The 13,639-nt window shown below is 45.2% G+C and carries 12 protein-coding genes; 5 read left to right on the top strand and 7 right to left on the bottom strand.

From position 1 onward, the window contains the following. Positions 1 to 15 precede the first annotated feature (15 nt). Entirely contained in the window at positions 16 to 1,374 is a 1,359-nt protein-coding gene (locus tag BMX95_RS09240) for an MATE family efflux transporter (RefSeq protein ID WP_081197443.1), read from the top strand. On the opposite strand, the gene BMX95_RS09235 is transcribed toward BMX95_RS09240, so the two are convergent. The 5 genes from BMX95_RS09235 to BMX95_RS09215 all read right to left on the bottom strand — a co-directional run bounded on the left by BMX95_RS09235 (position 1,375) and on the right by BMX95_RS09215 (position 5,812). Further along, a complete protein-coding gene (locus tag BMX95_RS09235) occupies positions 1,375 to 2,106 on the bottom strand; it encodes a tetratricopeptide repeat protein (RefSeq protein ID WP_133053835.1) in 732 nt (243 codons plus the stop codon). Positions 2,107 to 2,128: 22 nt separating this feature from the next. Further along, complete coding sequence (locus BMX95_RS09230) at positions 2,129 to 2,638, bottom strand: dihydroneopterin aldolase (RefSeq protein WP_081197441.1); 510 nt, start codon at positions 2,636 to 2,638, stop codon at positions 2,129 to 2,131. A gap of 88 nt (positions 2,639 to 2,726) precedes the next feature. After that, the gene (gene trxB / locus BMX95_RS09225) at positions 2,727 to 3,665 is read right to left on the bottom strand and encodes a thioredoxin-disulfide reductase (protein WP_081197440.1); all 939 of its coding nucleotides are present in this window, start codon (positions 3,663 to 3,665) and stop codon (positions 2,727 to 2,729) included. A gap of 268 nt (positions 3,666 to 3,933) precedes the next feature. Continuing rightward, positions 3,934 to 4,821, bottom strand: a complete 888-nt coding sequence (locus BMX95_RS09220; RefSeq protein ID WP_081197439.1) for a DUF4249 family protein — start codon at positions 4,819 to 4,821, stop codon at positions 3,934 to 3,936. A 133-nt stretch (positions 4,822 to 4,954) separates the two neighbouring features. Further along, positions 4,955 to 5,812, bottom strand: coding sequence for a sigma-70 family RNA polymerase sigma factor (locus BMX95_RS09215; protein ID WP_014217201.1), 858 nt, complete (start codon positions 5,810 to 5,812; stop codon positions 4,955 to 4,957). A 436-nt stretch (positions 5,813 to 6,248) separates the two neighbouring features. On the opposite strand from BMX95_RS09215, the gene BMX95_RS09210 reads away from it, so the two are divergent. From BMX95_RS09210 to BMX95_RS09200, 3 genes are all read left to right on the top strand, one after another. Next, positions 6,249 to 6,620 carry a BlaI/MecI/CopY family transcriptional regulator gene (locus tag BMX95_RS09210; RefSeq protein WP_081197438.1) on the top strand — a complete coding sequence of 124 codons (372 nt, stop codon included), beginning with the start codon at positions 6,249 to 6,251 and terminating at the stop codon, positions 6,618 to 6,620. Further along, positions 6,617 to 8,566, top strand: a complete 1,950-nt coding sequence (locus BMX95_RS09205) for an N-acetylmuramoyl-L-alanine amidase (RefSeq protein ID WP_081197437.1) — start codon at positions 6,617 to 6,619, stop codon at positions 8,564 to 8,566. Before BMX95_RS09210 ends, BMX95_RS09205 begins: the two co-directional genes overlap by 4 nt. A 174-nt stretch (positions 8,567 to 8,740) precedes the next feature. Beyond that, the gene (locus BMX95_RS09200; RefSeq protein ID WP_081197436.1) at positions 8,741 to 9,490 is read left to right on the top strand and encodes a DeoR/GlpR family DNA-binding transcription regulator; all 750 of its coding nucleotides are present in this window, start codon (positions 8,741 to 8,743) and stop codon (positions 9,488 to 9,490) included. Between the two features lie 317 nt (positions 9,491 to 9,807). On the opposite strand, the gene BMX95_RS09195 is transcribed toward BMX95_RS09200, so the two are convergent. Beyond that, a complete protein-coding gene (locus BMX95_RS09195; RefSeq protein WP_081197435.1) occupies positions 9,808 to 10,971 on the bottom strand; it encodes an AIR synthase related protein in 1,164 nt (387 codons plus the stop codon). Positions 10,972 to 11,259: 288 nt separating this feature from the next. Here BMX95_RS09195 and BMX95_RS09185 point away from each other — a divergent pair, with 288 nt between their 5' ends. Further along, entirely contained in the window at positions 11,260 to 12,306 is a 1,047-nt protein-coding gene (locus tag BMX95_RS09185) for a bifunctional riboflavin kinase/FAD synthetase (protein WP_081197433.1), read from the top strand. A 147-nt stretch (positions 12,307 to 12,453) separates the two neighbouring features. Here the strand turns inward: BMX95_RS09185 and holA are convergent, their stop codons facing one another. Next, complete coding sequence (holA, locus tag BMX95_RS09180) at positions 12,454 to 13,452, bottom strand: DNA polymerase III subunit delta (protein WP_081197432.1); 999 nt, start codon at positions 13,450 to 13,452, stop codon at positions 12,454 to 12,456. Positions 13,453 to 13,639 lie beyond the last annotated feature (187 nt).

The raw sequence follows: 13,639 nt of genomic DNA, 5'->3' as shown, positions 1-13,639 counted from the left end.
CAGCCCCTTAAAGATATGAGCACCTTATCTAAAAATACAGCATTCCAGGTACAACTCACTACCCGGCAGATCATTAAAATGGCTGCACCGATCAGCTTCTCCATTTTAATACCACAAATCAATTTTGTTACCAATAATATTTTTTTAGGGCATTATAGTAAAGAAGCACTGGCCATCGCCGGTCTTACGGGCGTGTATTACCTTATATTTTCAGCCATTGGGTATGGGCTGAACAATGGCCTGCAGGCACTGATTGCCCGCCGGGCCGGGGAAAACAGACCGGAAGAAATTGGTAAACTGTTCAGTCAGGCTGTATTTATAGGGCTTACCGCCTCATTGCTGGGCATTCTGCTTACCTATACGGTTACTCCGTATCTGTTCGGTTCCTTTATCAGGGAGCCCGAGCGGCTGCAACAGGCTGTTTCTTTTTGTAAGATTCGCATCTGGGGCCTCCCCTTTTTATACATTTATCAAATGCGCAATGCCCTGCTGGTAGGCACCAACCAGAGTAAATACCTGGTGGGGGGCGCTTTGGCCGAGGCAGGCACCAATATTCTGCTCGATTACCTGCTGATCTTTGGTCGGGGCGGGTTTTCCGAAATGGGCCTGAACGGGGCTGCTGTGTCTTCCATCATTGCCGAAATAACCGGCCTGCTGGTGGTTTACCTGGTGATCTGGAAAAAAGGCATCAGTCAGCAATTGCATTTATTCAAAAATTTTGGGTGGGACGGGTATCAAACGCGGCTTATTCTTTCCATGTCGCTCCCGCTTATTTTTCAGCACGGCATCAGTTTGCTGAGCTGGGAGTATTTTTTCCTGCTTATAGATGCCCATGGAGAAGTTGCCCTGGCCGTTTCCAATACCATGCGCAACATCCTTGGGCTGGCCGGTATTGTGATCTGGGCTTTTGGTTCCACTACCAATGCCATGGTAAGCAATATCATTGGCCAGGGTAAACAGGAACTGATCTGGCCACTGATCAGAAAAATGATCCGGTTAAGCCTGGGTTCGGCCATCGTTATAGCCATCTTCCTCAATTTGTTTCCGGGATTGCTGTTTTCGGTTTATGGTCAGTCGGGCGGGTTTGTTGCTCAGGCCATTCCGGTGGTGCGGGTAATGTCGGCAGCCATTTTGATGATGTCGCTGGCGGTGGTATTCCTGAATGCCGTTATCGGTACGGGCAATACCCGTATTTCCATGCTGGCTGAGATCTTCGCCATTGTGTTGTACTGCATATACATTTACCTCACCTTAGATAAATTCTTTTTATCGATCACTTTTGGCTGGATGAGTGAGTGGCTGTACTGGACCTGTTTGTTCTTACCTTCTTTCTTTTATATGCGCAGCGGCAAATGGAAGGATAAAGTGATCTAGTTACCGGTATTCTTCCAACAACTTCCTGCCTTTGGCTTTTATGTTGTTGTCTTCGCTCATTTTAACGGGCATTTTGAGCATGGTTTCCAGTAGCTCTACGGCCTTTTTATCGTTGTCTTTACGATGGTATGATTTGGCCAGTTCGAGGTAGTTCAATAAAAAGGAGGGATTGAGCTGGCGGCTTTTTTCGTAAAATTTAATGGCTTCGTCCAAACTGGCTTTGGGCAATGCTTCATAAGCCACTTTCACCAGCCATTTTTCTACCGAATTCAGGTCGCTTACTTCATAGTGCCATTTGGCCAGCACGTGATAGGCTTTGTAATTATTGGGATCGAGCTGAACGCCTTTTTCAGAATAGGATTTTACATCCTTTACCGCTTTTATCTTTTCATCGCCGGAAGATATAAGGGCCATGCGTCCCATGGCGAGGGCCATAACCACATTGGCATCGGAGCTATTGGCATTCACACTTAAGGCCTTTTGCGCATACACGCGGGCGTTTCCGTAATATTCTTTTTGTTTGTCTTTTGTTCCCTGGTGTTTTCCTAGAATACTGTAGAGCTCGCTTATTTTAATGAGGGCGGTTAAATTGTTGGGTTGTACCCGAATTATATCCAGGTACTTTTGCAGGGCTTCCGGTTCTTTAAATGCGCTTTCGAGCTGTTGTGCATCTTTCAACAGCCCGTTGATATCCTGTGCATCGTTTTCGAATGGCAGGATTAACAAAAGCAACAGCCCTATTGTACGTCCCAGTTTACCCATCAAATTTCTTAAGTAATGTAACGCCCAGTTTCCCCTGGAAATTTTCTACAGGGGCATCCAATTTATAGATTGAAATACTGATCTCTGAACTAAATGGATATCGATGTTTGATCTTGCGAATAATGCTGTCTGCCACCTTTTCCAAAAGACCTGTCGGTATTCGCATACGTTGCTTTACAATATCAAGTATTTCAACGTAATTGATCGTATTTTTTAAATCATCAAATGTGCTGTCGCCTTCTTCATATACTACCCGGACATTTATTTCATATTCACTGCCGGTTAGTTTCTCCCCTTCATAAATACCATGAAATGCATGGAGCCGGACCTGATTTAATTCGATAACAACCATAAACTTATTTTGTTTTGCTAAAACAATGCCATAAAAACAGGTGAAAGGTGAAAGCTGTAAGGCGAAAGCCAATACACCTCTGCGCCAAATATAAAATACCAAACGCTGAAAGTCTAAACCTAATGCAGATGGTGCATCCGGTTTCGACATTCAGCGTTTGCATGCTCTTAAAGCTTTAAGCTATTGGGCTTTAGCCTTTCACCTTTGACCTCTAGCCTTTCACCTTTAGCCTGGAATTCTATACCAGCCCTTTAGCTGATAAATAGCGTTCTGCATCCAGCGCGGCCATACAGCCACTTCCTGCGGCGGTAACTGCCTGGCGGTATATTTTATCCTGTACATCACCGGCGGCGAATACGCCTTCGATATTTGTTTTTGATGTACCGGGAATAGTTTTCAGATAACCGGCCTCATCCATATCGAGCCATCCTTTAAAGATGTCTGAATTGGGCTGGTGACCAATGGCCACAAAAAAGCCGCTGATGGGAATGGTTTGCAGGTCACCGGTTTTTACATTCTTTACCCGAACCGATTCTACCTTGTTTTCACCCAGGATCTCATCGGTGTTGGTATTCCAGTAAACCTTGATATTTGGGGTACGTTGTACCCTTTCCTGCATTACTTTGGAAGCGCGCATTTCTTCGCGGCGAATGAACATGTGTACGGTAGAGCATAATTTCGACAAATACAAGGCTTCTTCTGCTGCTGTATCGCCGGCACCTACTATAGCTACTTCTTTACCACGGAAAAAGAAACCATCGCATACGGCACAGGCGCTAACGCCAAAGCCATTCAGGCGTTCCTCGCTTTCCAGGCCCAGCCATTTGGCCGATGCGCCGGTAGCAATGATCACTGCATCTGCTTCCACCAGTTTATCTTCGTCGATCCAAACTTTAAAAGGAGGAGCTGAAAAATCAACTTTTGTAGCCAGGCCAAATCGAATGTCGGCCCCCATGCGGGCAGCCTGTTTTTCAAAATCGACCATCATTTCAGGCCCCTGTACCCCATTGGCGTAGCCGGGGTAGTTTTCTACTTCTGTTGTTATCGTTAACTGACCGCCAGGCTGAATACCCTGGTATAATACCGGTTTCATGTTTGCTCTTGCTGCATAAATTGCTGCGGTATATCCTGCCGGTCCGCTACCTATTATCAGGCAATGTATTTTTTCACTTTCCATAATTCTTTGCTGTATTCTGAGAGAAATTTGACAAAATTACCTGAAAATGAGTTACGAAAAATATAAAGGGGCACCGGTCTGGATAACAGGTTGATAAGCGTGGATCAGTTGATAAGTTGACGGGGTTGATCAGTTAACACGTTGACAGGTTAACACGTTGACAGGTTAACAAGTTGACAGGTTAACAAGTTGACAAGGGTTTAAAGTAAGGAGATTGAGGTAAAAATGAGAGGTTGATTGCGTAGAAAGGGGCCTGGGGGAAGCCTGGTTACGGAATTTCAATGGTTTTATATTGAACGGCGTAGCCGCCAAAGTAGCCCAGTCCGCCGCCGTGGATGTTGCTGATCACTTTACTGGGTGAGGCGAAGGGGTTGCCGATATTGGTGTAGCTGTACTCCATGGTTCGCCAGAAGTCGAAGGTGGCTTTGTCTATATTGCAATATTTTACTACCACAGAATCACCGTGCTCGAAAAAGGCATAGTTCTCCAGGTTATATTGTTTGTTCCGGTCTACCCCCTGCTCAACCTGCATATTGTAGGTTGTTCCATCGGTCAGCTGATCGTCATACACCGAATTTAAGCCGGGCATAAACGGCCAGCCATCCACCGAAGTGTAATAGCGGGTATAATTGCCGAGGCCCGGCGGATCAATGAACCGGCCCATTACAATCACTCTTTCGGGATTGGGGTTGTTGGGGGCGTCTGTCCACCACAGGGAATCGATCTTTTTTTTGAGGAATGGGATGGTAGTGGTAGCTGTATATTCCCGGTCGTCGGTTTTCACGCTGAGTGAGTATTCTTTACCCATTTCACCGGTAATAGCCGTATTTAAACTGGAAGAATCTGTTGTGTAATAATAGAGCGTATACCCTCCGGCTACCGGTACCTGGAGTTCTTTTAAGCGGTGTGTTTTTGTGCCATTTGAGATAGTGATCTCGGCGTTGTGTACAAAGGAACTGGCCAGTAATTCGGTACTGATCTGATTGAAATAATTTAGACTTTGAGATAGGATAACAACCGGCGGCTGGTCATTTTCAATAGAGGCTTCCACAACCAGTTCCGGCTCCGTATCGTTGGGCTTGAAGTTGATTGTTTTTTCGCAGGAAGAAATGATGATCCCCCATATTATAGCTACTAACCCGGTGTGCCTTTTCATGGTATCCTCATTAGCATTCAAATAACGAACCAGATATATGAAAGTTCAAATAAATATAAGTCTCTTTTAAGACATTAAAAAACCCCGGAAGGCAGTACGCCAACCGGGGTTCGTTTCTTTAATAGTACTTATACTAACCTAAATATGCTTTCAGTGCGTTGCTGTAACGAGCTTTCTGTAAACGCTTGATCGCTCTTTCTTTGATTTGACGAATACGCTCTTTAGTGAGGTCGTACTTTTGTCCGATCTGCTCAATAGTTACTCCATTCTCACCGTCGAGGCCAAAGTAAGCATTTACGATCTCTGCTTCGCGGGGGCTGAGGGATTTCAACACGCGGCGAATTTCGTTACGTAATGAATCTTTCATTACATCGTCGTCTGTATCATCACCACCTTCCAGCAAATCACCCATGGCTACGTCTTCAGCTTCGTGAACCGGAGCATCGAGCGAGGTGTGACGGGTATTGCTTTGGAAAATGTTGTTGATCTCGGTTTCGCTCATTTCGAGCAACTCGGCTAATTCTTCGGTACTTGGCTCCCGCTCATGTTCCTGTTCAAAAGCCATGTACGCTTTGTTAGCTTTGTTATAGGTGCCAATTTTGTTTTGAGGCAGGCGGACTAATCTGCCCTGCTCTGCCAACGCTTGTAAAATGGACTGGCGAATCCACCATACGGCGTATGAGATGAATTTAAAACCCTTGGTTTCATCGAAACGCTGGGCTGCTTTTATCAAACCGAGGTTGCCCTCGTTGATCAGATCGCTAAGAGAAAGACCCTGGTGCTGATACTGCTTAGCAACAGATACCACAAAACGCAAGTTGGCCTGCACTAATTTATCCAATGCCTTCTGATCACCCATCTTGATACGCTGGGCCAGTACGGTCTCCTCTTCGGGAGTGATCATCGGAATTTTAGATATTTCCTGAAGATACTTTTCTACTGCCTGCGAATCACGATTCGTAATCTGGGTTGCAATTTTGAGCTGTCTCATATCTACTTATCTACTTTAATATAAATGACTTTTATCGTCGATATTAAATCGCCTTTCTTTTTTTGTTTTGTTTAAGGGTACTATACTAACATTTGCAAGACTGACTATGTTCGGGGAGGTTGCAAGTCAGGTGCTAATAACGTGTTAATCCATCCGGTACTGTCTGCAAAAGTAACATTCAATCTTCAAACCTCATAGCTTTTGTGGATAAAATAGCAATAACATAAACAATATTTTACTAATAATTAGTCACGAATACATATTTATTCTTATGCCAATCCCCCAAACGCCTGTCATATCTCATTTTTCCTAATAACTGGTAGCAAATTTCAGTCCCTACGTAACCTGTTAATAAAATAATTCAAACAAAATAAAAGAAAACACCCAGCAACTAACAAATTAGTTATACATTTGATTAACTAAAAGGTTAGTTATAATGAAGTCTCTTACAAAAGCCGAAGAACAGGTAATGCAGATCCTGTGGCAGTTAAATCAGGGTTTTTTAAAAGACCTGATGGATGCGATGCCCGAACCCAAACCGCATTCCAATACCGTTGCCACCATACTTAAGATATTGATTGAGAAGGGGTTTGTAAATTATGAAGTACAGGGGCGCAATAACCTGTACAAACCGGCAGTAAGTAAAGCCGAGTATGGCAAAAAAAGCATCAACCAACTGGTAAAAGGATATTTTGAAGGCTCGGCGGCCAAATTGCTCTCGCATTTCGTGAACGATAACAAGCTGAGCCAGGAAGACCTGGAAGCGTTGCTGGAACAAATCAAAAATGCCAAAAACGATAATCAATGACCTTCTTACTGTACCTGGAAAAAGTTATGCTGTGCTCCGGCATTCTGCTGGGCTATTACTGGCTTTTTTTACGCAATAAGCGGTTTCACCACTATAACCGGTTCTACCTGCAAGCCACCCTGCTGTTATCGGTTTTGCTCCCCCTGATCAGGATACCGGTGTTGTACCAACCCCAGAGCCCGGTAAACCAGGCCGTATACCAAACCCTGCAGGTGCTCACCGTTGATCGTGGCGAGGAAGAAGCAATGGATGCCGGCCCCGGATTGATAGCCCGGCTGTTCACCCTGGACAATGTGATCTACCTGTTGTATGCAGCAGGTATGCTGGTGCTGCTTTTTATGCTGGTCAAATCGCTGTTGTACATCAGGCGTATATCAAAGCATTATCCGTTTGAACGCATCAGCGGGTTGAAGTTCTTTAATACGGGAGAACCGGGTACACCATTTTCTTTTTTCCGGTCAATTTTCTGGAACAATGAACTGACATTTAACAGTCGCGACGGCCAGCAGATCTTTCGCCATGAACTGTTTCATGTGCAGCAAAAACATTCCACCGATATTATATTCACCGAACTGATCACAGCCCTTTTTTGGGTGAACCCATTTTTCCATCTGCTGAAAAAGGAACTGAAAGCCATTCATGAGTTCCTGGCCGATCAATACGCCATATCGGGCAACGACCGCTACGATTATGCAGAATTACTGGTACTGCAAACCATGAAGGCCAACTACCCGTCCGTTACCAACCATTTTTTCCAAAACCATATCAAAAGACGTATTGCCATGATCACTAACAATCAAAGTACCCGGTACAGCTATCGCAGCCGGTTAATGGTGCTGCCTGTACTGGCCCTTGTTTTCTGCACGATCGCCTTTCGTGCGCAACGGTCTGCCATTGAAATTGCTAAAAAGCCATTGACGATCATGGTCGATGCCGGCCATGGCGGCATAGATCCGGGCGCCCAAACCACGGATGGCAAAGTGAAAGAGAGTCACCTGGTGCTTCAAATAAGCCAGACAATACAGCGCCTGGCACCGGCTTATAATGTGAACGTGGTTATGACACGTACCGATGAGAATTTACCGGGCGGCAGTACCACTATTCATGATGGATTAAGGGCCCGTACCGCCATGGCGGAGAAGATCCAACCTGATATGTATATCTCCATACACGCTTCCTATAGTGATGAGCCTGTCACTACCCGAACCGGTTTTGAGATTTATATTCCCAATGATACCACGCAACGCGTTAATCAGTCGAAACAATTAGGTTCTGTTATAGCCCAGGAATTAAGTAAGGTATATGCAACCAATCAGACCTTGAAAACGCGCACCAATCAAAACATCTGGGTGTTGCAGCGCACCCCCTGTCCTGCCCTGCTGATTGAATGCGGTTTCATCAATAATGAAAAAGACATGGCTTATTTCAGCGACCCTGCCAACCAGGAAGCTGTTGCCAAAAAGATCCTGGAAGGCGCTGTGAACTATCACAACAAACCGGTAAGCATGGCCCAAACCAAACCGGCGACTGACTACACCTCCATGAACAGTCCGCTACGGGATTCTATTCTGTACAAGATCAGCAAACATTTTAACCGCACTGCCAGTTATCCCAAACAGGCGTTGGCCAGTCAGGCGGAAGGGGTGGTATACTTTTCGATAGCTGTTGATAACAAAGGAGAGATCGGTAATTTAAATATCTATGACGAGGCTCCTGTTGAAGCCAAAACTCTAAACAACCTGGTAATTGTAAGCTATATTGATAATAAATCACCTGCCGGTGCCGGACCACTTAGCCAATCAGCAACACAAACGCTATTCCGGGATGTGGTAAAAAGCGTGTATGAAAAGAAACCCCAATTAACGAAAGGGGATCATTTGCCACCTGCCCAATACTTTTTCAAAGTCGCTTTCCGACTTGATAAAAAACAGGCGCCCATTACTTAAATAAGAAATTTAGCATATAAGAAGAGTCATTTGCCAGGGGGTAAATGACTCTTTATTTTAATACCAGCTTTGTGTAGCTTTTAACCCCCGGTTCAACCAAAATTTTACATTAATTATACAGTATTTTCTATAGCTTTCGCCCGGAATTAAAATTGGGTTAAGGCCCTCATTAACATGTTAAAGAAAGAACGACAAGCTTATATTTTACACCAGGTGAACCTTCACAATAAGGTGATGTCAAGTAACCTCAGCAGGGACATGAACGTATCGGAAGATACCATCCGCCGCGACTTGCAGGAGCTGGCCGATGAAGGTAAGATCATAAAAGTGCATGGCGGGGCCTTGTCGCACTCTTTCAGTCAGGTACATTATACCTCCTCCCAGGTATATTCACACGATCATAAAAAAACCATTGCCCGCAAGGCCGCATCGCTTATACATGATGGCATGTTTGTGCTAACAACGGGCGGCACCACCATCATTGAAATGGCCAGGGCCCTACCACCGCGGTTAAAAGCCACCTTTGTTTCGGGCAGCATACCCGCCATACTGGAATACATGCAACATCCATCGGTGGATGTGATTGCCATCGGCGATAAAGTTTCCAAAAACAGTAAGATCACAACCGGCGGCGAGGCCATCACGCAAATCAAACGCATTCGCGCCGATCTGTGTTTTTTAGGGGTTAACGCCATTAGTCTGAAAGATGGCATTACCGACAGCGACTGGGATGTGGTGCAATTGAAAAAAGCGATGGTGGAATCATCGCAAAAAGTGGTATGCCTCAGCATTGCCGAAAAGATCAACAGCATTCAACCGATCCACATTTGTGAGATCAGTAAAATACATATGCTGATCACTGAATTATCTCCTGATGATCCGATCCTGAAACCATACCGGGATGCGGGGATAGAAGTTATTTAGCTGAAAGTTTAAAGTTGAAAGTTGAAAGTTTAAAGTTATTGGGTTTGTAGGTTATTAGGTTTGTAAGTTATTAGGTTTTGGGTTATTAGGTTTTAGTTCTATGTTCTTAATTCATTGTTCCAGGTTCGCGGCCTCGCGACTAAAATCTTTATTCTAATTTTTCGGAGGCGTTGCCGTGTTGTGGTCTATTGCTTACTGTTTACAGCTTTTTCACCATTGCCCATTGCCTTTCAGTCTTTGACTCTGCCTTTTCTCCTACTGCCTACTGCCTACTGCCTTTCTATTTCTGCCCTCTGCCCTCTGCCTTCTGCCCTTCCCTAATAAACAATCTGCTCGTCGCCTACTTTCAGTATTAGTTCTTTTTTATCACTGGCTTCTACGCGGCCAACGATCTGTGCTTCGATGCCCAGTTTTTTTGCTTCCTCAATGAATTGGGGAGCAGATGCGGCATCGGTAAATACTTCGAGGCGATGGCCCATGTTGAAGACCTGGTACATTTCGCGGTTGTCTGAACCGGAGGCTTCCTGAATCAACTGGAAGATGATGGGTGGTTCGAATAAATTATCTTTGATAACCCGGAAGTTGCCGGGCAGGTATTTCATACATTTTGTTTGTCCGCCCCCACTACAATGTATAAGGCCGTGGATGGCGTCGAAATGATTGGCAAACAGTGCCTGCAACAAAGGCGCATAAGTACGGGTAGGTGATAACAGCAGTTTACCTACCTGGTATTGTTCGCGGCCAACAGTATCGGTGAGCAGGTAGGGCCCGATGTACACCACTTCACTGGCGAGGCTGTTCTCGTATGATTCTTTGAATTTTTCTGCGTAAAACTTGCTTAATACGTCGTGGCGGGCGCTGGTTAATCCATTGCTGCCAATACCGCTGTTGTATTCGGTTTCGTAAACGGCTTGTCCAAAGCTGCTGAAACCTACTATTACGTCACCGGCCTGAATTTTATCGTTGGTCACCAGCCGGTTCTTGGGCCAGCGGGCGGTCATGGTACCGTTTACGGCAATGGTACGTACCACATCGCCTACATCGGCGGTTTCCCCACCCAGGTAATGGATGTTTACCCCAAACTGTTTCAGGGAGTCGAACAATTCCTGGGTGCCGTTGATCACGGTTTCCAGTACATCGCCCGATACCAGCGTTTTATTTCTATCGATGGTGGAAGAAAATAACAGGTTATCGGTGATACCCACACACAGCAGGTCGTCGAGGTTCATGACCACGGCATCCTGTGCTATGCCTTTCCAAACCGACAGGTCGCCGGTTTCTTTCCAGTATAAATAAGCCAGAATGCTTTTGGTACCGGCGCCATCGGCATGCATTACATTCACCCAGTCTTGCTGGCCGGTAAGGTAATCGGGGTATATTTTGCAGAAGGCATGGGGATACAAACCTTTATCTAACTTTTCTGTAGCCTTGTGAACTTCTTCTTTCTGGGCAGAAACACCCCGTTGTGAATATAAACTCATTATTCTTAATTGCAATTTGAATGGGCGAAGTTAAGAAATGATGCAGGAAGTAAGAAGTAAGAGGTAAGAAAAGCCCGAATTACGGGCAATCTGAGAAATGGCGACAATCCGCCCGCCGGAACTCCTGCCTCCGAATTCTTACCTCCTACTTCCTATCTCCTACTTCCTACCTCCTACTTCCTACTTCCTACTTCCTACTTCCTACTTCCTACCTCCTACTTCCTACCTCCTACTTCCTATCTCCTACTTCTTACTTCGGCTTCCTTGGCGTACATTCGCACCTCGTTTATGAAAGTTTATTTTTCCATAGATACCATTCCGGCCTTTACGAAGGCTGTTGTTACGATAGGCACGTTCGATGGGGTGCATACCGGCCACAAAACCATTTTGGAGCAGTTGAAGCGGGAAGCCGCCCGTATTGGCGGGGAAACGGTGATCATTACCTTTCACCCCCACCCCCGTAAAGTGATCGTGAGCGGGCAGCCCGGTATTCAGCTGATCAATACCATCGATGAAAAAATTGAACTGCTCGATAAAAATGGCATCGACCACCTGGTTGTAGTGCCCTTTACCGATGCTTTTGCCAAACAAACCCCTGAAGAGTACATTCAACAGTTTCTGGTTGAGAAATTTCATCCCCATACTGTTATCATCGGGTACGACCACCGGTTTGGCAAAGACCGCAAAGGCGATTACAAATTGCTGGAAACCTACAGCCAACGCCTCGGTTTTAACCTCCTGGAAATACCGGCCCATCTGATCAATGACAACACGGTAAGCTCCACCCGCATTCGCGAAGCCCTGCTACAGGGCAATACCGATGTGGCCAATACCCTGCTGGGTTACGATTTCTTTTTTGAAGGCACCGTTGTCGATGGCAATAAGCTGGGCCGCACACTGGGTTACCCTACCGCTAACCTGCGGATAGAAAATGAAGAAAAGATCATTCCGGGCAATGGGATCTATGCAGTGCAGGCGGAGATCATGGAAGGGCAGAAGGCAGCGGGCAGCGGGCAGAGAGAAGAGGGCAATAGGGAATGGGCAATGGGCAATGGCGAAAAGGCAGAAGGCAGCAGGCAGTGGGCAGTAGGCAAAAGCCAGACAATCTTGAATGGGATGATGAGTATTGGTGTACGGCCTACCATTGGCGGTACTGACCGGGTGATTGAAGTAAATCTATTTGATTTTAACCAGGATATATACGGCAAAACCTTGCGCGTATACATCAAAAAATATTTGCGCAGCGAAGTAAAGTTCAACGGCCTCGAGGCATTAGTTGAACAATTGGCGAAGGATAAAGAAGATACTTTAAAAGTGTTAGGGTTGACGAGTTGAAAAGTGAGTAGTGAGTAGTGAAAAGTGAGTAGTGAGTAGTGAGTGGGCTCGTAGGCCGGGAAGCAGTGTATTTCTTTCTGCCCTCTGCCTTCTGCCCTCTGCCTTTCACCACTGCCTACTGCCTTTTTCAATTGCCCATTGCCTTTCCTAATTAACCATCTTCACCACCATCTCTTTTAACAACGACGCATCGGATGTACCGGTATCATTTATACCTACGCTTTTGAGGTTATAATGATGCAGCAGCAACAGCGCTTTTTCTACGCCGTTATAGCCGTAATTACGGGCTACCAGTAAATAGTCTTTCACAAACCAGGCATTCACGCCAATATTGGCGGCAATTGTTTTTTCGTCCTTGCTGGCCTGGCCAAAGATCATGTACGTTTTACTAAACAGGTTATAAAGCGTAGGCAATACAAGTTGTATTGGCGCTGCTTTGGGATTGGCTTCAAAGTACTGGATGATACGCATGGCTTTCGACAGGTCTTTTGCTGCCATGGCCGATTGCAATTCAAAAGGATTGTACTCTTTGCTTACCCCCACATACTTTTCGATATCATCTTCGGTAATGCTGGTTCTGCTGCCGAGGTTCACCAGCATTTTTTCGATCTCATTATCTATGCGGCTGAGGTCATTTCCGATATGATCAACCAGTAACAATAACCCTTTTTGTGAAATAGTGTAGCCTTTACTTTTAACCAGCTCATTGGTCCAGTCGGGCAACTGGTTATCGTACATTTTTTTGGTAGTGAATAATTCTGCTTTTGTTTTCAGCAATTTGGCAAGCTGTGTACGGCCATCGACCTTTTTTTCTTTGTATGCTACAATAAACACGGTGGATGTAAGCGGTTGCTCGATGTATGACTCTAATTTGTCGATTTCACGCATATGCTGTGCTTCCTTTAAAAGCACTACCTGACGTTCTGCAAACATGGGATATCTTTTACAGGCATTGATCACTTGTGTCCAGTCTGCATCCCTTCCATAAAACACCGTCAAATTAAAACCAGCCTCAGCCTCCGTTAAAATGTTATGCTCGGCATATTGCACTATTTTATCGATAAAATAATCCTCTTCCCCTTCAAGCCAGTAAACGGGTTTAAAAAGCTTTTTCTTCCAGTCAGATATAATTTTTTCAGCAGACATGTTTTAATAAATCGTGGTTTAAACTTTGCAATATTACCACAAAAAAAGCCGTGACATATAGCGAATTGTACACAACTGTAACACAATACAATACTACCCTTCTGCGTTCTTTGCCGACTCGTGGAAAGGTTAAATGCCAAATTCTGGCATGGTTTTGGTCAAACCCATATGCGAAACCCAATAACGA

The sequence above is a fragment of the Niastella yeongjuensis genome (genome assembly GCF_900110245.1).
GTDB classification, from domain to species: domain Bacteria; phylum Bacteroidota; class Bacteroidia; order Chitinophagales; family Chitinophagaceae; genus Niastella; species Niastella yeongjuensis.
Note: the sequence above shows the minus strand (reverse complement) of the source record. Positions and strands in the feature narration are given on the sequence as shown.